General features: G+C 55.5%; 21 protein-coding genes. 9 read left to right on the forward strand and 12 right to left on the reverse strand.

All coding sequences use genetic code 11. The annotated features are described in order from the left end of the window. Positions 1–56: 56 nt before the first annotated feature. Positions 57–689, reverse strand: coding sequence for a TetR/AcrR family transcriptional regulator (locus tag GS632_RS07635; protein WP_171176892.1), 633 nt, complete (start codon positions 687–689; stop codon positions 57–59). Positions 690–836: 147 nt separating this feature from the next. Here GS632_RS07635 and GS632_RS07640 point away from each other — a divergent pair, with 147 nt between their 5' ends. From GS632_RS07640 to mtnA, 5 genes are all read left to right on the forward strand, one after another. Further along, a complete protein-coding gene (locus GS632_RS07640; protein WP_171176890.1) occupies positions 837–1766 on the forward strand; it encodes an AEC family transporter in 930 nt (309 codons plus the stop codon). A gap of 103 nt (positions 1767–1869) precedes the next feature. Continuing rightward, on the forward strand, positions 1870–2703 hold the full coding sequence (gene fghA, locus GS632_RS07645) for an S-formylglutathione hydrolase (RefSeq protein ID WP_171176888.1): 834 nt from the start codon (positions 1870–1872) through the stop codon (positions 2701–2703). A gap of 3 nt (positions 2704–2706) precedes the next feature. Then, positions 2707–4164 (forward strand): Si-specific NAD(P)(+) transhydrogenase, encoded by a 1458-nt coding sequence (sthA, locus tag GS632_RS07650; protein ID WP_171176886.1) that lies wholly within the window; start codon positions 2707–2709, stop codon positions 4162–4164. Further along, complete coding sequence (locus tag GS632_RS07655) at positions 4161–4616, forward strand: YaiI/YqxD family protein (RefSeq protein WP_171176884.1); 456 nt, start codon at positions 4161–4163, stop codon at positions 4614–4616. The genes sthA and GS632_RS07655 overlap by 4 nt, the downstream gene beginning before the upstream one ends. 122 nt (positions 4617–4738) lie before the next feature. Next, entirely contained in the window at positions 4739–5833 is a 1095-nt protein-coding gene (gene mtnA, locus GS632_RS07660) for an S-methyl-5-thioribose-1-phosphate isomerase (protein ID WP_171238315.1), read from the forward strand. 78 nt (positions 5834–5911) lie between these two features. Here the strand turns inward: mtnA and GS632_RS07665 are convergent, their stop codons facing one another. Further along, positions 5912–7147 carry an MFS transporter gene (locus GS632_RS07665; protein ID WP_171176880.1) on the reverse strand — a complete coding sequence of 412 codons (1236 nt, stop codon included), beginning with the start codon at positions 7145–7147 and terminating at the stop codon, positions 5912–5914. A 149-nt stretch (positions 7148–7296) separates the two neighbouring features. On the opposite strand from GS632_RS07665, the gene zapE reads away from it, so the two are divergent. After that, entirely contained in the window at positions 7297–8355 is a 1059-nt protein-coding gene (gene zapE / locus GS632_RS07670; RefSeq protein ID WP_171621021.1) for a cell division protein ZapE, read from the forward strand. A gap of 59 nt (positions 8356–8414) precedes the next feature. Here zapE and GS632_RS07675 read toward each other — a convergent pair whose 3' ends face one another. The 4 genes from GS632_RS07675 to GS632_RS07690 are packed head-to-tail and all read right to left on the reverse strand — an operon-like array spanning position 8415 to position 14660. Then, complete coding sequence (locus GS632_RS07675; RefSeq protein ID WP_171176875.1) at positions 8415–9689, reverse strand: folylpolyglutamate synthase/dihydrofolate synthase family protein; 1275 nt, start codon at positions 9687–9689, stop codon at positions 8415–8417. Continuing rightward, positions 9686–10615, reverse strand: coding sequence for an acetyl-CoA carboxylase, carboxyltransferase subunit beta (gene accD, locus GS632_RS07680; RefSeq protein WP_171721319.1), 930 nt, complete (start codon positions 10613–10615; stop codon positions 9686–9688). Before accD ends, GS632_RS07675 begins: the two co-directional genes overlap by 4 nt. Before the next feature lie 60 nt (positions 10616–10675). Then, complete coding sequence (locus GS632_RS07685) at positions 10676–11560, reverse strand: CPBP family intramembrane glutamic endopeptidase (RefSeq protein WP_171176871.1); 885 nt, start codon at positions 11558–11560, stop codon at positions 10676–10678. Then, a complete protein-coding gene (locus tag GS632_RS07690) occupies positions 11553–14660 on the reverse strand; it encodes an ABC transporter transmembrane domain-containing protein (RefSeq protein WP_171721318.1) in 3108 nt (1035 codons plus the stop codon). The genes GS632_RS07685 and GS632_RS07690 overlap by 8 nt, the downstream gene beginning before the upstream one ends. Before the next feature lie 247 nt (positions 14661–14907). Between GS632_RS07690 and GS632_RS07695 the strand changes: the two genes are divergently transcribed. From GS632_RS07695 to GS632_RS07705, 3 genes are all read left to right on the forward strand, one after another. Beyond that, positions 14908–15669 (forward strand): DUF6478 family protein, encoded by a 762-nt coding sequence (locus GS632_RS07695; RefSeq protein ID WP_171238318.1) that lies wholly within the window; start codon positions 14908–14910, stop codon positions 15667–15669. An 11-nt stretch (positions 15670–15680) separates the two neighbouring features. Next, on the forward strand, positions 15681–16040 hold the full coding sequence (locus GS632_RS07700; RefSeq protein ID WP_171176864.1) for a hypothetical protein: 360 nt from the start codon (positions 15681–15683) through the stop codon (positions 16038–16040). A 77-nt stretch (positions 16041–16117) separates the two neighbouring features. After that, positions 16118–17644, forward strand: coding sequence for an MFS transporter (locus GS632_RS07705; RefSeq protein WP_171176862.1), 1527 nt, complete (start codon positions 16118–16120; stop codon positions 17642–17644). A 111-nt stretch (positions 17645–17755) separates the two neighbouring features. Here GS632_RS07705 and GS632_RS07710 read toward each other — a convergent pair whose 3' ends face one another. The 6 genes from GS632_RS07710 to GS632_RS07735 form a co-directional block, all read right to left on the reverse strand. Next, positions 17756–19096 (reverse strand): S41 family peptidase, encoded by a 1341-nt coding sequence (locus GS632_RS07710; protein WP_171176860.1) that lies wholly within the window; start codon positions 19094–19096, stop codon positions 17756–17758. Positions 19097–19102: 6 nt separating this feature from the next. Further along, positions 19103–20233 (reverse strand): murein hydrolase activator EnvC, encoded by a 1131-nt coding sequence (locus GS632_RS07715; RefSeq protein WP_171176859.1) that lies wholly within the window; start codon positions 20231–20233, stop codon positions 19103–19105. Continuing rightward, a complete protein-coding gene (gene gpmI, locus GS632_RS07720) occupies positions 20230–21747 on the reverse strand; it encodes a 2,3-bisphosphoglycerate-independent phosphoglycerate mutase (protein ID WP_171176857.1) in 1518 nt (505 codons plus the stop codon). Before gpmI ends, GS632_RS07715 begins: the two co-directional genes overlap by 4 nt. Positions 21748–21849: 102 nt before the next feature. After that, positions 21850–23520, reverse strand: coding sequence for a sulfatase-like hydrolase/transferase (locus tag GS632_RS07725; protein WP_171176855.1), 1671 nt, complete (start codon positions 23518–23520; stop codon positions 21850–21852). A gap of 70 nt (positions 23521–23590) precedes the next feature. Further along, positions 23591–23827: a (Na+)-NQR maturation NqrM gene (gene nqrM / locus GS632_RS07730; protein WP_171094920.1), complete on the reverse strand. Its 237-nt coding sequence runs from the start codon at positions 23825–23827 to the stop codon at positions 23591–23593. Between the two features lie 14 nt (positions 23828–23841). Next, entirely contained in the window at positions 23842–24867 is a 1026-nt protein-coding gene (locus GS632_RS07735; RefSeq protein WP_245223155.1) for an FAD:protein FMN transferase, read from the reverse strand. Positions 24868–25191: the final 324 nt, after the last annotated feature.

The raw sequence follows: 25191 nt of genomic DNA on the forward strand, positions 1-25191 counted from the left end.
TATCGAGTGTTTTGGTGAGTGAACGATGGTCGACGTCCTGTTCAGGGCGTTGGCCATCACTTTTTCGACGGTCCGCACCCGTAGTTAGCCATAAACATGTCCACAGCCTGCGTCGCAATTTCATCGATTTCGTCTTGGCGAAAGCAGTTTTGAATACCAAATGCAGCGCGCGACCAGATGCGCACCTTGCACAATTCCGAGAATTGTTCCGCTGCAATCTGCACATCCTCGATACACAGCTCTCCCTTGGACACCGCTTTTTCGAGGTACGCTGCCATTTGTCTTTGACCGTTCTGCGGTCCGGCCTCGTAAAAGGCACGGCCCAGTTCGGGGAACCGATCCCGCTCGGCAACACAAATCCGAAACACTTGCTGTGCGAATTCGGATACAAGAAAGGCCGTAAGCTGCGTGGCGGCGATCTGTAGGACTTCACGCGCAGGTTTGGTCTCATCAATCATTGAAAGAATGCGCTCAGACATCAGGCGACATTCGTTTTGCGCCACTTCCATGAACAAAAGGCGCTTGTCCGGAAAATAGCTGTACAGAGTTGCTTTCGACACACCGGCAGCGCGGGCAATGTCGTCTACACTTGCGCCTTCAAACCCGTCCGCCATGAAAACCTCTCGGGCCCCGCGCAAAACCTGATCAAACTTACGGCCTGTGCGCAGGATGGTGGCGGTCTGGGTCATGTCATCTCCGGGATTGAACGTTGTACCAGTTTATAAACCGCTCGGTTCAGATACAACGATTTTCGGACTCCGTCTTAGTCGAACCTTCCGCGCGCTCTACGAGGCCACCGACTTGCAGCGAAGACAAACCATGTTAGGAGTCGATCCATGGTCGATGTCTTTCTGCGCACCCTACCCTTTTTTGCGATAATCGGCCTGGGATACTGGGCGGGGCGCACGCGGTTTTTCACCGCCGAGGCCACCGCCTATCTGACCAAATTCGTCTTCTTCTTTGCTCTGTCAGCTATGCTGTTTCGCTTTGCGGCCACTTTGCCTTTTGCCGAAATCTTCAATGCGCGCCTCGTCGTTGGGTATTTGATCGTCACAATAGCAGTTTATGCTCTGGCGACCTGTGTCGCATGGATGCGCGGGCTGGATGTTCCAACGGCAGCCGTCGAGGCACAATGCGCAGCTATCGGCAATGTTGGCTTTTTGGGGCTGCCCATGCTGGCGCTTTTGTTCAGCGAGGCTGCGATCGGACCGGTAATGGTGGTCCTGACAGTGGACCTGGTTGTTTTTTCGTCCCTCATCGTGATCCTGATTAACGGAGGCCGCGATGGCAAGTTGACCCCCGCAACCTTAAAACTGATTGGGCTTGGGTTACTCAAAAACCCGATGATTGTGTCCATCTCGGCGGGATTGCTCTGGTCATCGATGGAAATCCCGGTCCCTGTACCTTTGTATGATTTTCTAACCATTCTTGGCGGTGCTGCTACCCCGGGTGCGTTGTTTGCCATCGGAGCGTCACTAGCCGACAAATCTGCTGAACGTGTCGAAATCGCCGTTTGGTTGAGCTTTTGTAAACTGGTGATTCACCCAGCCTGTGTTGCGGTTGCACTGATCTGGCTGGTGCCGATTGATACCTTTTCGGCCACGGTTGCAATCGCGGCCGCCGCTTTGCCGGTAGCAGGTAATGTTTACATGTTGGCGGCACATTACGGGGTAGCCCCACACAGGGCTTCGGCCGCCATTCTTCTTTCGACGGTTGCCAGCATCCTGACCGTGCCGCTGGTCATCACCTGGCTGAGCGGTCTTTGACCTTCAGCATTTCGAAAAATACTCTTGCCGAAGGTGGTCGGACTTTACGCGGCGTCTTTGGATCGTTAGCCATGTCGCGACTCGAATGTAAGGACTATGCCTGATGGAAACCCTCTCGGAAAACGCCTGTTTTGGCGGAGTGCAGGGCGTATACCGCCATGCCTCTTCGGCTTGCCAATGCGACATGACCTTTGGCCTTTTTCTTCCCGCCGAGGCAAAGGACGGACCGGTTCCGATCTTGTGGTACCTTTCCGGGCTGACCTGCACGCATGAAAACGCGATGACCAAAGCCGGTGCGCAGGCTTGGGCGGCAGAACAAGGGATCGCCGTTGTATTCCCCGATACCTCGCCGCGTGGCGAGGGGGTCGCTGATCATGAAGACTATGATCTGGGACAGGGCGCAGGGTTTTATGTAAACGCGACGCAAGATCCCTGGGCCCCACATTTCCAGATGTGGGATTACATCGCCGAAGAACTGCCCGCCTTGCTGGTTGAGAACTTTGCAATCGACAGCGAACGCCAGGCCATCACCGGGCATTCCATGGGCGGTCACGGAGCCCTGACTTTGGCGATGAATCTGCCCGGACGGTTCCGCTCGGTTTCCGCCTTTGCACCGATTTCGAACCCTACGGGTGCAGATTGGGGCCGCAAACAGTTAAGCGCCTATCTGGGCAGTGATGAAACCCTGTGGGCCAAGCATGATGCATCTTTACTGATGAAGGAAAAAGGGTTCGACGGCCCGATCCTGATCGATACCGGTGCCAATGACCAGTTCATGGATCTGCTGCGCCCCGAAGCGCTGGCCCAAGCCATCGCCGAGCGCCGTCAGCAGGCAACCTATCGCTTCCAGCCCGGTTATGACCATTCGTACTTCTTCGTTTCCACATTTATGGAAGACCACATCACATTCCATGCGGAAGCGCTGTACGGAGACTGAGGCATGAGCGAATATGACTATGACCTGATTATCATCGGGTCCGGCCCTTCGGGGCGGTCAGCAGCCATTCAAGCCGGTAAACTGAAGCGTCGCGTTCTTGTGATCGATCGCAAGGATCGCTTCGGCGGTGTTTCGGTTCATACCGGCACCATCCCGTCCAAGACCCTGCGTGAAACGGTTCTGAACCTCTCGGGCTGGCGTGAACGCAGCTTTTACGGCCGTTCCTATCGGGTCAAAGACCAGATTCGCGCCGAAGATCTTAAGGCCCGCCTGCATATGACGCTCGATCATGAGGTCGATGTGTTGGAACACCAGTTCAACCGCAACCATGTCGATACGCTGGATGGCCTGGCCAAGTTCGTTGGACCTCATGAGGTCGAAGTTGCGACCGACGCTGGCGAGACTACGCGGGTGACGGCTGCCAAGTTCCTGGTCGCAACTGGCACCAAAACCTATCGCCCGGAATATGTGCCTTTCAACGGCAAGACCGTGGTCGATGGTGACGAATTTCTGGAAATGGCGGAAATTCCACGATCCTTGGTCGTCATTGGTGCGGGCGTCATTGGGGTCGAATACGCCACGATGTTTTCGGCCCTGGACGTAAGGGTGACATTGATCGAACCGCGCGACACGTTTCTGGATTTCATCGACAGCCGTTTGATCCATGATTTCACGCATCAGATCCGAGAAAATGGTGTTGACCTGCGATTGGGTTCGGCTGTTGAAAAGATCGAAGATGCCGGTGAACATGTGGAAGTGACATTGGATAACGGCCGCCATGTTCGGGCAGAAATGCTTTTGTTTGCTGCCGGACGCATGGGCGCGACATCAAAACTCAATCTCGATGCCGTTGGGCTGGAAACAGATCACCGCAACCGGATCAAGGTGGATCGTAAGACATACCAGACAGCAGTGCCGCATATCTATGCGACCGGCGACGTGATCGGGCACCCATCTCTGGCCTCGACGTCTCTGCAACAAGGGCGCGTGGCCGCCTGTCACGCACTTGAAACACCCACACTGCCGGAAAGCCCGTGGTATCCCTACGGCATCTACTCGGTTCCCGAGATTTCAACCTGCGGCATGTCCGAAGAAGAACTGCAGGAACGCGGTATACCCTATGAGGTCGGCGTCGCCCGGTTCCGCGAAACATCGCGCGGGCATATCATGGGGTTGGAGCACGGGATGCTGAAAATGCTGTTCTCGCTCAAAACCCGCCGGGTCTTGGGTGTGCAGATTGTTGGCGAAGGCGCGACCGAACTGATTCACATTGCTCAGGCCGTGTTGAACCTTAAGGGTACCGTGGATTATTTCGTTCAGAACACGTTCAACTATCCAACCCTGGCCGAAGCATACAAGATTGCAGGTCTGGATGCGTTCAATCGGATGCCTATTCCTGAAGAATTCAAAGTGCGTAAAAAACCAGCTGAACCCGCCAAGAAAGAGGCTAAGAAGGCGTGACCACGCTTTATGTTGACGGCGACGCCTGCCCTGTGAAGGCCGAAGCTGAACGGGTGGCAACACGGCACAAAGTGCCCGTGGCGCTGGTGTCCAATGGGGGGCTTCGCCCATCGGCCAATCCGCTGGTGCAGGTTGTCATCGTCTCAGAAGGCGCTGATGAGGCCGACAAGTGGATCGCCGAGCGGTGCGGTAAAGGGGATGTGGTTGTTACGTCCGACATCCCTCTGGCTGCCAAATGCGTTGAAGCAGGCGCACGGGTCTTGCGCCCCAACGGCGAGACTTTCACCGCAGCCAATATTGGTCAACAACTCGCGATGCGCGACTTGATGGCTGACCTGCGCGCCGCCAACCCACTTGGAGCGAGTGGTGGTGGACGACCCTTCAGCAAAGCAGATCGGTCGCGGTTTCTGGATGCATTGGAACGGGAAATACGCGCCGCTACGCGTGGCTGACTATAACGGAAGCCGATCCAAAATACTGATACGAAATCAGAAACGACCGTTTACAAGGCCCGCGTAAGAACGCACGCTGTGTTTGAATTCTGATCAGACCATTCGAACACGGAGACTGCATTATGCAAGTACAGGGCACTCACTACAGATCGATTTGGTGGGACAAGTCACAGGGCGAGGTTCGGATTATCGATCAACGCTGGTTGCCGCATGATTTCCGGGTCGTAACCTTGAAAACGTTGGATGAGTTTGCAGCTGCAATTCGGGATATGTGGGTCAGGGGCGCACCTTTGATTGGCGCGACAGCCGCTTTTGGCATAGCTGAACAGATGTCCCGTGATAGCTCCGAAGCGTCGTTTGATGCGGCGTATGATGTTTTGCACGCAACGCGGCCCACCGCAATCAACCTGCGTTGGGCTTTGGACAGATGCCGAGAGGCCCTGATGCCGCTGGCTGTGTCCGATCGTGCCGAACGCGCATGGGTCTTGGCGCAGGAAATCGCTGACGAAGACGTCGAAATCAACGCCGCAATTGGTCGCCACGGGCTGGAGTTGATCAAAGAGATTGCCGCGCGCAAACCCGCGGGGGAACCAGTGCGGCTGTTGACCCATTGCAACGCAGGATGGTTGGCGACAGTCGATTGGGGCACAGCCACAAGCCCCATGTATCATGCGCATAACGAGGGCATCCCCCTGCATGTTTGGGTGGATGAAACCCGGCCCCGCAATCAAGGTGCGCTGACCTCATGGGAACTGGGCGAGCACGGCATCCCCCATCGCTACATCGTGGACAATGCCGGGGGGCACCTGATGCAGCATGGGTTGGTTGACATGGTTATCACTGGCACCGACCGCACCACGGCACAGGGTGACGTCTGCAATAAGATAGGCACCTACCTCAAGGCGTTGGCAGCGCATGACAACAATATTCCATTTTATGTTGCCCTGCCTTCTCCGACAATAGATTGGACCGTGCGCGATGGCGTAGCTGAAATTCCAATCGAAGAACGCGATACACGCGAAGTGACTCATGTCCTCGGTGTTGATGAGCACTCCGCGATTTCGGATGTGCGCGTGACCCCAGTTGGAACGGAGGGGGGCAATCCGGCCTTTGACGTCACCCCAAACCGGCTTGTCACCGGGCTGATTACCGAACGTGGTGTTTGCGAAGCCTCAGCCGCTGGATTGGCTGGCTTATTCCCAGACAGGGCTGGTTAGCACATAGGTCTGGCATCGCGTTGAAAAATTGGGTCGCACCAGGTGCTTGCCGTTTTTGGTTTGTTGATTAGGAAGATTTTAGGCCGGAAGGGCAGAACGATTTTCGCGGATGGGCAGATGCACGATTGCGCTGAATGCTCCGATCGCGACGCCGATCCACCAAACCATGCTGTAATCGCCGAATTGATCATACAAGCGACCACCCAACCACACACCCAGAAAGCTGCCAAGCTGGTGGCTGAAGAAGATGATGCCATAAAGCGTTCCCATGTACCGCAAGCCGTAAAGATGCGCCACAAGACCCGACGTGAGTGGCACAGTGGCCAACCAAAGCGATCCCATCACCAGCGAGAATACGATGACTGATAGAGGAGTGATCGGGAACAGGATAAACAAAGCCGCTGCCAATGTGCGCCCCGTGTAGACCCCAGCCAAAAGGTATTTCTTGGGGAAGTGGTTCCCTGCCCATCCCGCCAGCAACGTACCACCGATATTGGCCAGACCGATCAGCGAAATCGACACGGCCCCAAGCGCTGACGTCGAGGTGATACCGACGGAATGCAAAACACCACCGGGCTGAATCGGGCCACACATTTCGGTCACAAATGCCGGGAAATGGGCGGTGATGAATCCCAACTGATACCCGCAGCTAAAGAACCCCATAAAAATCAAAGCATAAGAAGGATCGCGGAACGCCTTGCCCAAAATCTCGCTCATGCTTTCTTGCAGTTCCGTCTTGCTGGCACTTTGCGGCGCGCGCATGAATGGCAGAGCAAGCACAAGCGCCAGGATCGCGACCGCAAACACGATAAAAACCTGCTGCCAAGGCAGGAAGGTCAGCAGCCACTCGGCGGTGGGGGCACCCAGCACCTGCCCGAAACTTCCTGCGGCTGTGACGATAGCAAGCGACATCGAGCGGTTTTCGTCTGAAGACGCGCGACCGACCACAGCAAGAACCACACCAAACCCAGTACCTGCGATGCCGAAGCCTACCAACCACGCATACATCTGATGCTCAAATGGAGTGACGGACCATGCAGAAAGCACCATACCGGCAGCATAGGTCAAAGCACCCAGAATGATCGCCTTGCGGTCGCCAATCTTCTCGGCAATTGCACCAAAGATGGGCTGTCCGATGCCCCACGCCAGGTTTTGAATTGCAATCGCCATTGAAAAGTCAGTGCGCAGCCAACCGAACTCATCCGCGATTGGAATCTGGAACACGCCGAACGATGCACGCACGGCAAAACTGACCGTGATGATAATACATCCGACGATCAGGATCGGATTCAGCAAGCGGGCGGATTGTGGCATTGATATCTCGGGCGTTTCGTCCAAAGGACCGTATCGCTTTTGCGGGCGACGTCAATTCAGCAGATTTGCAGTCACGGAGTAGCAAATTTGATGTGCCAAAAAAAATGGTTTCTTTTCAACGGGCGGTCGGGCGGGTAAGGCTCGGAATTATGACGGATCTAATATCGCTATACGAGGCCCGCGTCGCGGATGGAACCCTGACCCGCGACGACGCACAAGAGGCCGTTCTTCCGCAATTCGAACGTATCCGTGCCGCGCTGTCAGAGCCAGTTAAACGCGGTTTTTTCCGCAAAGTGCCTCCACCCCCAAAAGGATTGTATCTTTGGGGAGGAGTCGGGCGAGGAAAATCGATGCTGATGGATATGTTTGTCGAAACGCTCGGCGACATACCGGCGCGACGTGTCCATTTTCACGCTTTCATGCAGGAAATCCACGCTGGGATGCATAAAGCTCGGAAAGAGAACGTCGAAGATGCACTGGCTCCTGTGGCGAAGGATGTGGTCAAATCCGTCCGGCTGCTGGCATTTGATGAGATGCAGATCACGGACATCACCGATGCGATGATTGTTGGACGTCTGTTCGATCTGTTGAATGAGGGTGGCGTGGTGGTTGTGACGACCTCGAACCGGCATCCAGATGATCTGTACAAGGATGGGCTGAACAGGCAGCTGTTTCTGCCGTTCATTGCGCATATCAAGGAACAGCTACGGGTTTGGGAACTGGTTTCGCCCACCGACTACCGCCAAAACCGGCTGGAAGGTGCGCCGGTCTATTTTTCGCCAATCGGCCCAGAAGCCCGGCAGAACATACGAGAGGTTTGGAAGGATCTTGCAGGCGGCCCCGCCGAACCGCTTGTTTTGCAAGTCAATAGCCGCGCGGTTGAGCTGCCTGCCTTTCGCAACGGGGTCGCGCGGGCATCATTCTACGACCTGTGTGGACGGATGTTGGGGCCTGCTGATTACCTGGCAATTGCCGATGCTGTGAAGGTGCTGGTGCTGGAAGACATCCCACGCTTGTCGCGCAACAACTTTAACGAAGCCAAGCGGTTCGTAACCCTTATCGATTCCCTATATGAGGCCAGGGTCCGCTTGATCTGTTCCGCCGCAGCTGAGCCCGAAATGCTTTATGTGGAAGGCGAAGGGACCTTTGAGTTTGAACGCACAGCCTCACGCCTAAGGGAGATGCAGGACAAAGACTGGGGTGCCTAGGGGGCGCTGCGCGCGCCTCCCCAAAGTATTTCGAGCCAGGTGAAGGGCGCGGGGCGTGCCTAGCCGTTTTCGCGCAGGATATTGCCCGCAAGGTAAAGCGAGCCGCAGATCAACACACGGGCTTGGGGGTCGTCGGCTGTGATCGCCGCCAACGCTTCCGATACATTGTTTGCCGTAGACGCAGGCAAGTCGACTTTGGTCGCTGCAGCTGCAGTTTCTTCTGCACTGAGTGTCGCGGCTTCACCCGGAATTGAAACGGCGGTTAGGCTTGTGGCCTGCCCGGCCAAAGGTGAGAGATACCCGGTTACATCTTTTGTGTTGAGCATACCGCAGATCATGTGCGTCGGTTTCTGCGGTAGTTTGGCCAGTACATCAGCCAGAGCAATTCCTGCTGCCGCGTTGTGACCGCCATCCAGCCAAAGCTCGGCCTGTGGTGCCTGTTCGATCAACGGGCCGGTTTTCAGGCGCTGCATACGGGCGGGCCATTCGGCTTTGGTCACGGCAGCCTCATAGGCGTCATCGCCCATGTCCAGATGGCGCAAAACGGCCACGGCCGCACCCGCGTTCTGAATTTGGTGCGCACCCAGCAGGTTGGGCAGTGGAAGATCCCGCAAACCGGTTTCGTCCTGATAGATCAAGCGTCCGTTTTCTTCATGCACATTCCAGTGTTGCCCATGAACCAACAACGGAGCACCCAGTCGAGCGGCTGTATATTCTATGACCTCAAGGGCTTCGTCCTGTTGGGGCCCAACGATGCAGGGCACGCCGGGTTTGATGATCCCGGCCTTTTCAGCTGCGATCTCGCCCAATGTGTTGCCCAAAAACTGCTCATGATCGATCGATACCGGCGTAATCACTGTTACTACAGGATTATCGATTACGTTAGTGGCGTCCAGTCGTCCGCCCAGACCAACCTCAAGAAGAGTATAGTCTGCTTTTGTACGGGCAAAGGCCAACAGAGCCGCGCAGGTGGTGATTTCGAAATAGGTGATGTCTTCACCTTTGTTGGCGGCATAGCACTCGTCCAAAACCGCCGTCAGATCGGATTCCGAGATCAATTCTCCAGCCAGCCGGATGCGTTCGTGAAACCGCGCCAAATGGGGCGAGGTATAGGCATGTGCCGAGTGCCCTGCCCCCTCAAGCCCCGCGCGGATCATGGCTTGGGTCGAGCCTTTGCCATTGGTTCCGGCAATATGGACAACCGGGGGCAGCTTGAGCTGTGGATGATCCAGCGCAGCCAGCAAACGCCAAACGCGGTCCAAGGTCAGATCAATGATCTTGGGATGTAGCGCCATCATCCGATCAAGAATTGCGTCAGATGTTTGTGCGGTCATTTCTGGCTGGTCTCTTCGGCCGGTGCCTCAGCTGCTTCTTCCGGTTCTGGTGCGGGCAGTTCGCCAACAATTGCCGGAGGCTGGTTCGTAAGCATCCGGGTAATGGTAATCAGCTCATCACGCATTTCGGTACGCTTGGTGACTCGGTCCAGCATACCGTGATCCAGCAGATATTCGGCGCGCTGGAACCCTTCAGGCAGCTTTTCCCGAATCGTTTGTTCAATCACACGGGGGCCGGCAAAGCAGATCAACGCGTTGGGTTCCGAGATATGCACATCGCCCAGCATCGCGTAAGAAGCAGTTACACCCCCAGTAGTGGGATGGGTCAGAACGACGATATAGGGCAGGTTCGCTTCTTTCAGCATCTCAACCGCAACAGTGGTACGCGGCATTTGCATCAGGCTTAGGATACCTTCCTGCATCCGGGCTCCACCGGCGGCCGAAAACAGGATCAGCGGGCGTTTGAGCTTTACCGCCTCTTGGGCGGCAGCGATGATCGCGTTGCCCACATACATGCCCATCGAGCCGCCCATGAAAGAGAAATCCTGCGCGGCAGCAACAATCGGAGTGCGTCCAATTTCGCCCACGGCCACCAGCATAGCCTCTTTTTCACCGGTCTTTTTCTGCGCCGCTTTCATGCGGTCCGGGTATTTTTTCTGATCACGGAATTGTAGTGGGTCGTCCTTGGGGGCCGGGACCTCAACTTCTGTGAAAACGCCGCCGTCGAACAGGTGCTTGAACCGGTCACGCGGGGTAATTGCCATGTGGTGGCCGCACTGGGTGCAGACATTCTGGTTCTCGGCCAGTTCGCGGTGGAACAGCATCGTTCCGCACTCGTCGCACTTATTCCAGAGGTTTTCGGGAACCTCGCGGCGCGAAAAGATCGAGTTGATCCGGGGGCGGACGTAGTTTGTGATCCAGTTCATGTGGGAACCTTGGCTTTTGCGGTGTTGTCGTCAAATAAGGCGCAACGGAAGGAAATGCAATCAACGCCTGAGCGCAAGCCGCGCGGCCAACCAGCAAACGAACATAACCGCCAAGTCCACCAACAGCCAAGGGCGCAGCTGTTCCGGGTCAGACGTGTCAAAGGGCAGCACAAAAAGTGCCAACCCGCTGAGACTGTCGGGCAATGAAATGAACAGCAAAGCGATGAAATTGTTGAAAAAATGAAGGGCGATGGCAGGTCCCAAAGTGCCTGCTCTGGCCGTCAGATCGGACGCCAGCAGCCCAAAAACAAAGGCCCAAAGCGCGATCAAGAGCGCATTGCCCCCCGCCGCGTCTGGTGAATAATGGCCTGCTGCAAACAAAATGGATGGCAGGCCCATCCAAATGATCGGTGAACTGAACCGCGCTGCAAGAGTTTGCTGGATATACCCGCGAAACAGGATTTCTTCGGCACTGATTTGAATCAGGACGGCGCAGGCCGCAATCGGAAGCAACAGTGCCCATGTTGTCAGCGGCAGCTTTTGCGTCAGCTCTCCACCCATCCCGTAAGGCGGCAGCAGAAACCCGATCACGCCGAGGATAATCAAGGCTTTTAGAACTTTGAAAAACTGCGCTATGGCAATGCTGCGGTCTCCAATTATGGACCAAAGTGTTCTTTGTTGAATCTTACGGGCGGCGATGGCCACAGCTAAGGTTATGAACCCGAAACTCATCAGCAGCAGAATTAATGCAAGCGGCGAGCTCCCCACCAAAAGTTCCTGTGCCCATTCGTCTGGGCCCATCTCTACGAGCACGGCAAAGAACACCATGTTCAGGAGGCTGACCAATATACCGATCAACAATAGGCCCAGAAGCAGACGCCAAACCTCGGGCCGCTTGCGCGCGGTTTCCGTCAGATAGGCGTGTGGGGTGTATGCCTCAGGCATGGTTGTTTGAACTCTCTGGCTCTGTGTCTTGGGACACCGAGGGCAACACGTCCTCGGCGTTTTGGGCAGCCGAGATCCTCGTGGAAAGCGTTGTCAGATAACCGGCAACGGTTCTGAGCAACTGCGTAGCAACGGTTGCATCGCTTTCAACCACGGCACGCAGCTCCTCGGCCCCGATGCGCAGGAACAGACAGTCTTCTGTGGCGACCAGATCCAATTGGCGGTCTTCACCTGTAATGATCGACAAATCTCCGATGAGGCGCCCTGGCTCGATGATCGAAATCGGACGCTTAGTTCCATCATCGTTGAACCAATCCAACCGAGCCTGGCCCGAAATGCACAGATATGCGGCATCCGGGGCCTGCCCGCGCGAAAATATGACTTGTCCAGCTTTGACCTCGTACCATTGGGCTGAAAATGCAAGGAGCCGCTGGTTGCGCCCATCCAGACTTGAAAACAACTCCGTGGCCGAAAGGATTTCAAGCTTCCGGCTCAGATCATCCGAGGTGCTGCCCGTATGTTCAGATTTGCTTCGGGAAACGCCGTCAATTCGGCCCTCCTTGATTTCAATAAACAAATCATAGGCTTCGGGATGAGCAAAGTGATCTTCCATGAATATCATAATCGAGTCGGGCAAAAGCTCGCGCAGTTTCAAACGTGTGCGCAACCGGCTTTCTGAATCGTGACTGGCCAATGCCTTGTCCAGAATCAGGACATCTGGGCGTTTGATCCCAGCGCGCGAAAACGCGGCGCGTTCCTGAAAAACGGTTGGCAGATTGTTACCGCCCAGACCGGATGGCAGATCATAGATGATCGCAGCGGCTCTGCGACGAAGCCCCGCTTCGTTAAGGGCTTCGGCGACCACATCCTCGATTTCGTCCGCATGTGCACCCGCCATCAGAGAAACCCGACCATAGATCGCGTTCTCCATCACGGTCAGTCGGGGCACGTAGAGATCGGGCGTGACTGGCATGAACAATCCGTCCATTGCACCCCGTAACCGCTCGGCGTGGCTTTTTCGGATCGTCAGGATTTTGTCCTTATATTCCTCGGGGAAGTCCGGTCCGATCTGCTCGGCGGTCAAAAGGAAAGGCACCGTCAACAGCAAAGCACGGTCTTCCGGGCTGAGTGCCATATCACCTTTGGCTTTGCGCTGATCCTCGATGTCGAGCAACCTGTGGAACATGTCTTTCGACATTCCGAGCCGAAGGAACAAGGGGTGGTCCGCGCCGTCCCGCCCGAAGGTTTTACTGAGTGTGTCCAGAACCGCATTGGAAATGCTCAGGGCTTCTTCTGCCAGATCATGCACAGTGAGCATTTTCAGGAAACGGGCATCCTCGGCCAGATAGTCGGGTGAGATTTCCCGCGACGGTGCCGCGAACAGCAGGTTGCCGCCCAAAGGAACCGCCGGATTAAACCGATCCGGATCAAAGCGATAGACATAGCGGTCCAGACCTTTGTCTTTCAGACGCTCGGCAATTGTTTCCCGCAGATTGACCACTTCGCGGGCCAAAACGGGATGAATTCCGGGGTCAAACTGCGTGCGCAGCGTGCGACGGAACATGAACTCGTCAATCCCCATGGCTTCGACCAATTGGAACCACCAATCGCGGATATCTTCGATATCGTCCAAACCCGCCAAACCAGGGTCGATCCATTCATCGTTCAAAGAGTCGACCGGATTACCGGACCGGGCAGCTTCAATCTGCTTGCGAGTCGGAGCTTTCTGCGCTTCGGCATCGTGCTGGGGATGCGTGCGTAACGGCATCATCAGGTTATCACCCAGAGTTCCATCAAACAGATAGGGGCGCGAATACGCATAGCCGATCCGGGCCGCAATCACAGCCTGGTGTAGGTCGTTCAGGTTGTGGCCGGAAACGATCACTTCCCCCTGAACAGGCAAGATTTCTCGGGTTAAAAGCTGACCTAGCGCACTGCGTTCTGAGGCGTGAGTTGACTGGATGGCAACGCGGGCGCCGTGGGGTATGGTTAGATCCAGATCTTCCAAAATGGTTTTGCCGTCGCTGTCGCGGACTGTCACATTGCGCAGCTCTATCGCGCCGTCCAGGCGCGGGATTGACTCGGGTTCTCCGGAAAACAGCTCTTTGGGGATCATGTGGTCAGGGGCGAACCGTTCGGTCACAATTTCCCACCGCAAAGACATGTCCTGAACCTGGTTGTAATAGGTCAGCAAGTCCTTCCAGGGGCCGCTCAGATCCTTGTAAGCCCCCAAAGCAGCGACCAGAGCGCCCACCGTCACCTCACCCGTAATCGCCAGATAACCACCCACGGAATAAAACAGAAAGGGCGTCATCTGAGTGATCAGATTGTTGAGGAACTTCATGAAGAATTTCTTGTTGTAGATCTTAAAGCGGATCTCGAACAATTTTCCTAATCTGTCGCTGAACTGGGCCAGACGATAGCGCCAGCCGCCATTGGTGCGCAGGTCACTGATCCCCGCAGCGCTTTCACCGATTTCCGAGCTTAGGCGCCGGACTTCCTGAATACGGTCTTTGTTCAGCAGGTTGATCTGTCGCTGCAATTTGGGGATCAGCCATGCCTGCAAGGGGATCAAAGCAATGCTGGCCAGTCCGAACCACACGCTTTGCATGAACAGGAATGTGACGATCGTCATCATCTGACCGAACTGGAACACGGGCTGAGCGATCGCGTCACCCATAAGGCCACCCATCGGTTCTGCTTCGGATGTAATCATCGAAACCAGCTCGCCCTGACTGGTGGTGGCAAAATAAGACTTTGGAAAGCGCATCGAACGTTCAATCAGCGTGAACCGCAACCGACGCAGCATGCGTTCTGCCAGGACACCCTTCATCGTGTTGATGCGCATTTTCATCAGGCCGCTGGCAATAACAGTCCCAAGAAACGCAACACACAATATCAACAGGTAATGAACTTGCGTTACGGTGATGCCCCAGATGGTGACCGTATCAGCCGGAGCGCCGATGGCATCGTTGATAATCTGCTTGGGCAGTTCCAACGAGGCGTAAAGGAAGGGAAATGACAGCACTGTCAGCAACAGCAAGACCAACTGCTGCTTCTTCGAGTACTTCCAAATGAAAGAAAATAATGTGGGCTCCATTTCACGGCCTTATAGATAGCTAAACGGATGTGTGGCTAAAACTGGGTGACCCATGTTGCAGGGCCTGACGGTACGCCGTGACTATGCCCATTGCAAGGCAAGACGGGCGCGCGCCATTCGTTGGCGCCTAACCCAAATTTGCGCCTGACCCAACTGAAAAACACGGCATGAAGATCGCGATTTCGTTATTGCGGTTTGTTGCTTGCACCATCTTGACTAAAGAGGCTGTGTATCGGACGACGAGGCCATGGGCAGAATTCTGGATCGTTATTTTCATCGCAAGGCACTGGACCGTTGGCGGCGGGCGGTGCAAAACGCGCAGGATGTCGGTCAAGCAGACTTGAAAATACAACGTGATCAGGCGCGTGTACTGCGCGGCCAACTCGATCAGTTGATTCAAGTGGCCGATTCCCGTCTGATCCGTCCCAAGATCGGATCCAGGCAGTTTCCAAAGCCTGTCGGCACCGACTGGAGCTGCAGGCCGGATTTGTGGCGTGGCCCTTTGGCGCAAACCGGCATAGCCTCAGCCCCACGCAAATCATCCCTTGATGCGCAGGTCAGCCTGTTTCATGACTGCCCTCTATCCGAGATTGCCGTACGGCAAATTCGAAATCGCGATGCACGCGATTTAGCCCCGTTTAGTCTGGCTGTTGAAGTCTTCAGTTTTGAAGGCTCGTTCCTTTCGGTGTCCGTCGATCTGCCAGAGGACGCAATACAGGACCTTTCTCGCGAGCATCTGATACGAATGGAGAGTGTGATCAATTGCGAAAAACCCTCTGGCATGTTCGCCCGCCTCAATATTCAGCACGGCCCCAATTCTGAGCAGGTGCTACGGGAATTATGCCCTTCAGAGTCCCAAAAAGCCGTAGATTTCGACCTGGCTCATCTGCCCCTGAACGAGCGTCGGATCGAAAAGATCTGGGTTGATTTGATCTTTGAGACCCCAAAAATGAACCGGATGGTTGTGCGGGACCTGACGTTCTGCCGCTTCCATCGTGCCGATTTGTGAGACGACCGGACATGACGCAATCAAAACTGACTTTCATCCGGTTCGAAAACGGGGTTTGGCAAGCCCATATAGGGATCGACCAGGAACCGGCAATTGAGGTTCAATACCTTGGTGAACCGCTGAACTCTGCCAGTCTTTCGCCGGCGGAAAATGGCTGGGATCTCAGTATCGAGGTACCCCGGTCAGCCCTGTCCGAAGGGGTTCATAGCTTTGTCATCTCGAATGCTGCAACGACTGAAAAACTAGGTGACTTTACTATTATCGCCGGTACCCCTGCTGCGGATGACCTTCGCGCCGAGGTTGCGTTGCTTCGCGCGGAACTGGACATGCTGAAAAGAGCGTTCCGTCGGATGTATCGCGACGACGACTGAGGCGTTAAGGCTCCCAAACTATCTTTTCAGCTATTTTCCGTGCATCATGGTCGCATTCAAAGTGGATCGCGCCCGACATGGACCGCAGCAGCATTGTTAAAGTCATCGCATTAATGGTGACAGGATTTGGGATCGGCATCGATTTTACCGGTGCTCTGATGCTGGTGCCTGCAATCGAAAACAGTTTTGATGCAGACATCACCAGCACTCAATGGGTTCTGAACATTTACGCCCTGTTTTTTGCCATGACTATGGTTGCGGGCGGGCGACTGGGTGACATGTATGGCCATCGTAAGATGATGATCATCGGACTGTGCATTTTTCTCTTCGCTTCAATCATGTGCTTTGTCTCGCCTAGCCTTGATTTTCTGGTTCTTGCCCGTGCCCTGCAGGGAATTGGCGCAGGATGTGTTTGGCCCTGTACACTGGCCTTTGGCGCGACCAAAGTGTCCAGACCAGAACACCGGGCCCTTGTTATGGGCCTGATCCTGGCGGGTGTGACCACCGGCAATGTGTTTGGACCTATGATCAGCGGATTGGCCGTAAATCTGGGAGAATGGAGGTATTTCTTCCTAGCCAATGTCGTTTTCTCATGTATTTCGATGGCCACCGCCCTAATCCTGATGGAACGCGAGACGCAGCACAAAAAGGACGAACATCTCGACCTCGCTGGCATGGGTCTCTTGGCGTTTGCGGTTCTGTTTTTGCTTTACGCGCTGGATGTTGGTGCGGATTGGGGATGGACATCAGTTCCGCTGTTAATGCTGTTTTTCATCAGCGCGGTGCTGTTCATTTTGTTCCCAAGGATAGAAAAACGTGTCACAGAACCGCTGCTTTTGCCCCAAATGATGCAGAATCGCCAATTCAGGATCACGCTTGGCCTGAATATGTTTAACGTCTCTGCCGCGTTCGTCGGGCTGCTCTACTTCCCTCAATACATGCAAAAGGTTCTAGGCTGGTCGGCCTTTGAGTCCGCTCTGGGACTGGCGCCACTCACGGTGCTTCTGGCTGTGGGATCGATTGTCTCGGGCACGTTGTATAATGATTTCGGACCCAAGCGACTTTTGTTCTGGGGTTATATAATCGCCACAATCGGGGCCGCGACAATTGTCGTTATGCCAAGCGATTTGGGGTATTTTCGCATTTTGCCCGGCATGGCAATGATCGGGCTGGGCGCGACCCTGACCGTTGGCCCATCTGGAACGGCAGCCGTCTGTGCAGTCAAACCCGAACGCGCTGGCCTTGTCGGTGGGCTGAGTTTCATGACGCATCTGGTGTATGGTGCCATTTCCGTCGCTTGCGCCACCGCCATCATGTATGTCGTAAGCCTATCCAAATTGCGTGAAGGTTTGACCGCGGCAGGGATCAAGTTGAACGGGTCGGACCTGAAGGCGATCAATGGCGGTACACTGGATGCACCTTCGGCCCAGGCGGTGATCGGCCATCTGAGCGAAACTGACCTGGAAAAGGTTCATTTCGCCCTGTCCGCTGCTTTCAACAGCGGTATGAGCATGGCGTTCGTCTTTTCGACCGTGTCCGTATCGGTGGGTATCGTGCTGGCGCTTCTGCTGGATGAAAAAAAGCTACACAAGATCGAAGGTTAGCCCGATTTCACATACAGTTGAAACGCGCCCCGCCAGCGGCCTCTGAATCCGAATTCTATCAGTGAGGTTTGCACAAAGAAAAAGGGCCGCGTTGGCCGCGGCCCCGTTTTGTTATTGAGACGGCCCGTCGGGGTTAAACGCCGAAAGGCCTTTGAGGATGTCGATGGCATATGCCAACTGATAATCCTCTTCCCGCAGTTCAGCCGTGGCTTCGGCTTTGGCGCGGTCTTCTTCAATCTGGCGAATTTCATCTTCGCTGAGGCTGTCATTGTCCAGGCTGCCGCGCAGCTCGGCCTCTGATCGGGTAAAGCGGCTATCCTCTTCCTCTTCAGTCTCGGGCTGCGGCCTTGGCTGTTCCACGATAATATCAGGGCTGACACCAAGGGCCTGAATAGAACGACCCGACGGTGTGTAATAGCGTGACGTGGTCAGACGCATGGCCCCGTCACCGCGCAGAGGCATAACCGTTTGCACGGAGCCCTTCCCGAAGCTTTTCGTGCCGACCACAATCGCACGGCGGTGATCCTGCAATGCACCTGCCACAATTTCGGACGCCGATGCCGAACCACCATTGATCAGAACAACGATTGGTTTGCCTTCAGCCAGATCGCCGGGCGAAGCATTAAAGCGCTCTCCCTCTTCCGGATCACGGCCGCGGGTCGAAACGATTTCGCCTTCGTTCAGGAACGCATCCGAGACTTTGATTGCCTGCGTCAGCAAGCCGCCCGGATTGTTGCGCAGGTCGAGGACAAATCCATTGACCTTATCGATGCCACCGGCTTCCTCGATCTGTTCCTGCAAACCTTCTTTAAGGTTCGGGAAGGTCTGGTCGTTGAACGTGGTCACTCGCAGAACAACGCTGGTGCCTTCGGTGCGCGCACGAACAGCCGTCAGTTTGATCGTGTCCCGGATGATCGTGACGTCGAAAGGATCCGGCTCACCTTCGCGAACGACAGTGATTACAATCTCGGAACCCACCGGGCCACGCATCAGGTCAACAGCCTTATCCAGCGTAAGGCCCAGAATGCTTTCGCCATCGACATGAGTGATGAAGTCCCCGGCCTCAATTCCGGCTGCGTCTGCAGGGGTATCGTCAATCGGCGATACGACTTTGACAAAACCGTCTTCCTGCGTGACTTCGATACCAAGCCCGCCGAACTCACCCCGGGTCTGCACGCGCATCTGTTCGGCATCGTCGGGCGAAAGATAGCTGGAATGCGGATCAAGCGAGGTCAACATGCCATCAATGGCTGCCTCGATCAGCTCTTCGGGTTCGACCTCTTCAACATATTGCGCGCGGATGCGCTCAAAAATGTCGCCAAACAGATCCAGTTGCTCATAGACGCTGGCCTTGTTTTCGGCCTCCTGCGCCAGCAGTGGTCCCGCTATCTGGGTCGTTGCAAGAATTCCTGCCACAGTTCCGGCCAGACCGGCCATCACAAATCTCTTCATACTCGTTTATCCATCCTTGTCGGTCCGGAACCATGTTTCCGGGTCCACGGGGCTATTATCTTCTCTTACCTCTATATAGAGCGTTTCTGAGCGATCAGTTCCAGTGCCATCACCGCTTGTTGACAATATTGCGCCAATTTCGGGCGTTTCACCGGGCATCAAGCCCACCGGAGTGCCCTCGGGGATCACCTGACCGGGGTGGCCATAGACCTCTTGCAACCCGGAAAACACAAAAAGCAGCCCCGGCTGCGGTTCAAGAATAACCAGATTCCCCAGATCCAATAAGGGACCCCGATAACGGATCGTGGCCGCCGTGGGCGAAGTAACCAGCGTACGCGGACGTGTTCCAAGCACCAAACCGGCGCGTGTCACCCCCGCAGCGTCCGTTTCGCCAGCTTTGTGCAACAAGACGCCCTGGACCGGCAAAGAAATCTGCCCTTTCTGACCCGAAACATCCGCATCAGTTTCAATGATCTCGCCTTCCGAGATTTCAGATAGTCCACTTGCAAACCCGTCCAGCGTTTCGGTCGAGGAAATCAGAATGGCCGTGCGCACTGGGTCCTCGACAAATCGTCTGGGCAGATCTGTGCGATCGGCGATGGCTTCGCTCAGGCGCGCGCGTGCATCCTGAACGCCTCTAAGGCCCTTAGTCAGGGTTTCCGACGCGCTTTGTTGCAGCAGGCGCAGTGTCTGTACCTCGTTCAGATCATCTGCCAGAGCCTGCGCTTTGGCGTTCAAGCCCGGAGTGACCTCGGACAGCATCATACCGGCCCGCGCCGCGCCCAATGGGCCCGATGGATGCAACATCAAAACCGGAGGCGCCGTTGTTTCAATGGTTTGCAAAACGCCGATCAACTGCCGGACGTCCTTTTCGCGCGCCTGCAACTCGGCGCTCAGCTGCGCCTCGCGGGTTGCGGCCTGGCGCAGCCCTTCCCGCATCGCGCTCAACCCCGCCTCATAGGCTTGGATCGTTTGGGTAAGCGCACGTACGCGGTCTCGGGCACCGTCAGCCTCGCTTAGCGAGATTGAGGCGTCCTCCAACATCTCTGCGGCTTTCAATGCCGCCAGCGATGAGTCCGACTGGGCCAGCACCGGAACGGCTGAAATCAGGAAAGCCGCAAGGGTCGCCAGTTTCATGACAAAAGGCTTTCTCCGGTCATCTCTGGTGGTTTTGGCAGGCCCATCAATTCAAGCAAGGTTGGGGCCAGATCCGACAAACGCCCCTGCCGTAATTGCGCCCCTTCAGGCCCACCGACCAGCGCCACCGGCACCGGGTTCAGTGTGTGGGCGGTATGCGGACCACCCGTCTCGGGATCAAGCATCATTTCGCAATTGCCATGATCTGCGGTGACAATCATCGCACCGCCGGCCTTTTCCAGTGCAGCAACAACTTGCGCCAGACCCTGATCCACAGCCTCACACGCTTTGATCGCCGCCTTCAGATCACCGGTATGGCCCACCATGTCAGGATTGGCATAGTTTGTGACAATCAGGTCATATCCGTCTTCGATAGCCTCAACAAATTTAGCCGTGACCTCGGCCGCCGACATTTCGGGTTGCAGATCATAAGTCGCAACCTTTGGCGATTTAGGCATAAAACGATCTTCACCCTGCTCAGGCGTCTCTTTGCCGCCGTTCAGGAAGAAGGTTACATGCGGGTATTTCTCGGTTTCGGCCAACCGGAACTGGCGCAACCCCTGTTTGGCCACCCATTCACCCAGAGTATTCACGATGGCCCGCTTTGGAAAAACCGTGGTCATATAGGCGTTGTGGCCGTCCGAATATTCGACCATGCCCAGCAGCGCCGAGAGATTGGGCTGCAGCCCTGTATCAAAGTCAGAAAATCCCGGCTCTCCAATGGCGCGCAGGATTTCCCGCGCCCGATCAGCTCGAAAATTGAGGCAGAAAAACCCGTCGCCGTCTTGAACGCCCGTGTAACCATCAAGAACGGTCGGGGTGATGAACTCGTCTGACTCAGACTGGTTATAGGCATGATCGACCGCACCATGGGCGCTTTGCGCCGCCCTTCCCTGCCCTTTGATCATCGCGTCAAAGGCTTCGCTGACACGCTCCCAGCGATTGTCTCGGTCCATGGCAAAATAGCGTCCGCAGACGGTCACTATGCGCGCGTTTTCAGGCAAGCGCTCTTCCAGTTCCGCGATATAGGTCAGCGCCGATTTTGGCGCTACGTCCCGCCCATCGGTGACTGCGTGCAGCGCAACAGGGACGCCAGCATCGGTGATCGCGGTCGCCGCGGCGACAATATGGTTCAGGTGCCCATGCACGCCCCCGTCCGAGACCAGCCCCATCAGATGTGCTGTCCCGTCTGCCGCTTTCACTTTGGCGATAAATTGTTGCAGGGCTTCATTTTCCAAAAATGACCCATCTTCGATAGCCAGATCGATCTGACCCAAATCCATGGCGACAACGCGGCCTGCGCCGATATTGGTGTGGCCAACCTCTGAATTGCCCATCTGCCCGCTGGGCAGTCCAACATCGGGTCCGTGGGTGATCAGCGTTGCATGAGGGCCTTTGGCCATGATCGCGTCAAAGGTCGGGGTGCACGCAAGATACGGCGCGTTGGCTTTGGTGTCTTCGGACAGCCCCCACCCATCGAGAATGCACAATACAACAGGTTTGGGCGCGGCCATAGAATTTCTCCGATTACTGCTCGTGCGCTTCTTCTATCGCCTTGCCCTCGGCGGGTGAACCACCTTTGGGCAGGTGAAAAAGATTTAATAGACGCAGAGGCGCTATTCCTTAAGGTAGCTCTTGTATGGACGTGCCTTTCGATTGCGGTACTTCACAGTCAGGTCCAAAGGCGCGTCGTTTTCGTCGTACACACCCAAGACAATGCCTCGGCCTCTGCTTTTGGTACGCATATCTATCAATTGCTGTTCCGACCTCGTGGTGCGTTGTGACGGTCGCCGCGCCCATGCGAACAGGTGATCATACATTTCAGCGATCACGTTTGCATGCTCTGCGCTGTTGCCCAGATCATTCAGTTCCTGAGGATCGTTTTCCAGATCAAACAGGATCGGTCTGTGCCCACCTTCGCAATGGATCAGCTTCCACTTTTTGTTGGCCACCATGAACATCACCGCTTCGCGAACCGACACTCCCACGATATCAGCGATCGGTGAGCCTGAGTAATCGTATTCGCAGATGACAAAGTCCCGGGGCACCTCTTCTGCTGACCCATGCAGGATGGGCAGCAACGAATGACCTTCAAGGATATGAGTGGCAACGTCACCGCCTGCCACATCAACAAAGGTTGGAGCCAGATCGATGGACTCGACCAACGCATCACTGACCGTCCCGCGTGTCGCATCAGCCTCGGGCGATGGATCATAAATGATCAGGGGCATTTTGGTCGAAGCATCGTGAAAAAACGTCTTCTCACCCATCCAATGATCACCAAGAAAATCACCGTGATCCGAAGTTAGAACGATCATCGTGTCGTCCATCCGCCCGGTTTTTTCCATCCAGTTAAACAGACGCCCCATCTGATTGTCGGCTTGATTGATCAAGCCCATATAGGCTGGGATCACCGCCTCACGCACATCCTGTCGGGAAAAGGTCTGGCCAATCTTTGTGTCCATGAAAGCCTTGAGCACCGGGTGCGCATTTTGCTGCTCAGCCTCGGATCGTACCACGGGCAAAACATGCTCTGGACCATACATTGAGGCATAAGGTTCTGGCACGATGTAAGGCCAATGCGGTTTGATAAAGCTCAGGTGGCAGCACCACGGGCCATCATGCGTTTCCATAAACTCGATACCGCGCCCTGTCAGATAAGGCGTTTCACTGTCTTCTTCGGCGATATTTGCGGGTTCCGGCGCGTTTTTCAAAAACCAGCCGGACAGAACATTGCCATCTTCATCCAGACCTGAGTTGGCAAAATCATGCCAGGGATTGTCGCTCTCATACCCCTTGGCCTTGAGGAACTTGTTGTACTCCTTCGCTCCGTCCGGATCGTAAAACCCGTCGGGACCCTCGGGCAACATACCATCATCGCGTTCGAATACGTCAAAGCCGCATTCGGCAACCCGGGCACCGATCAGGCTGTCAGGTTCCAGCCCCAACCGCGCCATGCCTTCTGCGTCCGCCCGCATATGAGTTTTGCCGACCAGCCAGCAGTCCATTCCCGCCTTGCGCAGATGGTCGCCCATCGTGATCTCGCCGACTTTGAGCGGAATACCGTTCCAAGACGCCCCATGCGAATGCACATAGCGCCCGGTATAGGTCGACATGCGCGAACTACCGCAGATTGGGGATTGTATGTAAGCGCGGTTAAACCGAACGCCTTTGGCTGCCAGGCGATCGATGTTGGGGGTGTGCAGGTGTGGATGCCCGTAACAGCTCAGGTAGTCCCAGCGCAGCTGGTCGAACATGATGAACAGGATGTTTTTTGCCTTGGCCAATACCACGCCCCCAAACCTTATGGAGACCTAGTTAGCCATTTCCGTCCGCAGTGCGAAGCAAAACTTTGCTTCAGGCCTGACGCTCCATCTGCTCCAGCATCTTCTTGGCGCGCTTGCATTGCAACTGATCGCGCAACGGGCTGTTGGGATCCACGTCCTTTTGGCAGACAACGCATTTATCAGCACCCGAGATTGCATTCAGACCACCACAGCTGCCTTTGATGGTCTTTCCCATCAACATGACGCCGAGTGACATACCCACCATGACGAGGGCGAGAAGAATAAAAGCCAGAATAAAAGTGCTCATCTCAGCTCCACCAGTCAGTTCGATTCCAGCGCGTTTTTGAACGCGGTGCTATGGGCAGTAATATAAGCTTCTTCACCGCCTGTCACATCCCGCGAGATGAAATACACGGCAAGTTTATGCTCTTCCGCCAGTTTCAGGCCCTTTTCCTGACCCAAGGCCAGCATCGCGGTGGCCCAGGCATCGGCCATCATCGCGTTTTCGGCCAAAACAGTGACAGAGGTTGTCCGGTGCGTAATCGGGCGTCCCGTCGTCGGATCGATGATATGCGAATAGCGCACGCCGTCCTGTTCGAAGAAATTCTTGTAATCGCCCGAGCTGGCCATGCCCAGGTCATTCACTGACACGATCAGCTGAATGCTCTGACTGCCCGTTTCCGGTTTTTCGATGCCGATGCGCCAGGCTTCGCCCTTTTCGTTCTGACCCATGGCGACCAGATCACCACCAATTTCAACCAGGTAATTCTCGATTCCGGCGTCCCTTAAGGTTTCGGCAACCGCATCGATGCCATATCCCTTGGCAATTGCAGACAGGTTGATACCGACCCTGGCGTCAGATTTCGCCAGAGTTCCGGCTTCGGTATCCAGCGTCAGCAGACGGCTTTGGCCAACGCTGTTTAACGCGGCCTGGATGTCAGTATCAGACGGCACCGGATCTTCGGGCTTACGAGGGCCAAACCCCCATAATTCGATCAGTGGGCCAAGGGTCACATCGAAAGTTCCACCGGTTTTTTCGTGCACGTCGTTGGCAGCAGCGATGACCAAAGCGAATTCGTTTGAGATAGTCATTGGCTCTGTACTGGCCGACGCCGAAAAGACAGAGACCTCGGAATTCGGGTCCCAGTTCGACATCTTCGCGTTTACCTCAGCCAATGTCTCATCGACCGAGGCCGCAAGTTTGGTCTCGTCCAGATCTTCGCCTATGGCAGTGATATTGAAGGTTGTCCCCATCGTTTCACCGGACAACCGGACCACTTCGGGCTCCTTGTCCAAAAAGCAGCCGGAAAGAAGGGCAACAAGGGCCACAAAAGGCAAAAGACGCATGGGGCGAGCTCCGGGATTTTCTGTGCCCGGCATATGCCAGTGACCCTTGTCAGAGTCAAATCGGCATCACAGCTTTAACGGCAGAAAACCTAATGCCAAAAGCCCAACCCCAGCCGGAACTCCGAACAGCCACGCTCGCTTCTGCCACCCCGGGGCCTGTTGTTTCCAGGCCATGCGAAAGTTGTGACCGCATACGACAACCGCAAAGAATATCAAAGCGGCCACCGGAGGGGTAAGGTAGAGTTCACTCACAAGCCTGATCGTCCTTTGCTGACCACGGAATCCACTTATTCGAGCAATTGCACCCTATACAGGTCATTTAGC

It is taken from the genome of Ruegeria sp. HKCCD7296, assembly GCF_013110775.1.
GTDB lineage: Bacteria > Pseudomonadota > Alphaproteobacteria > Rhodobacterales > Rhodobacteraceae > Ruegeria.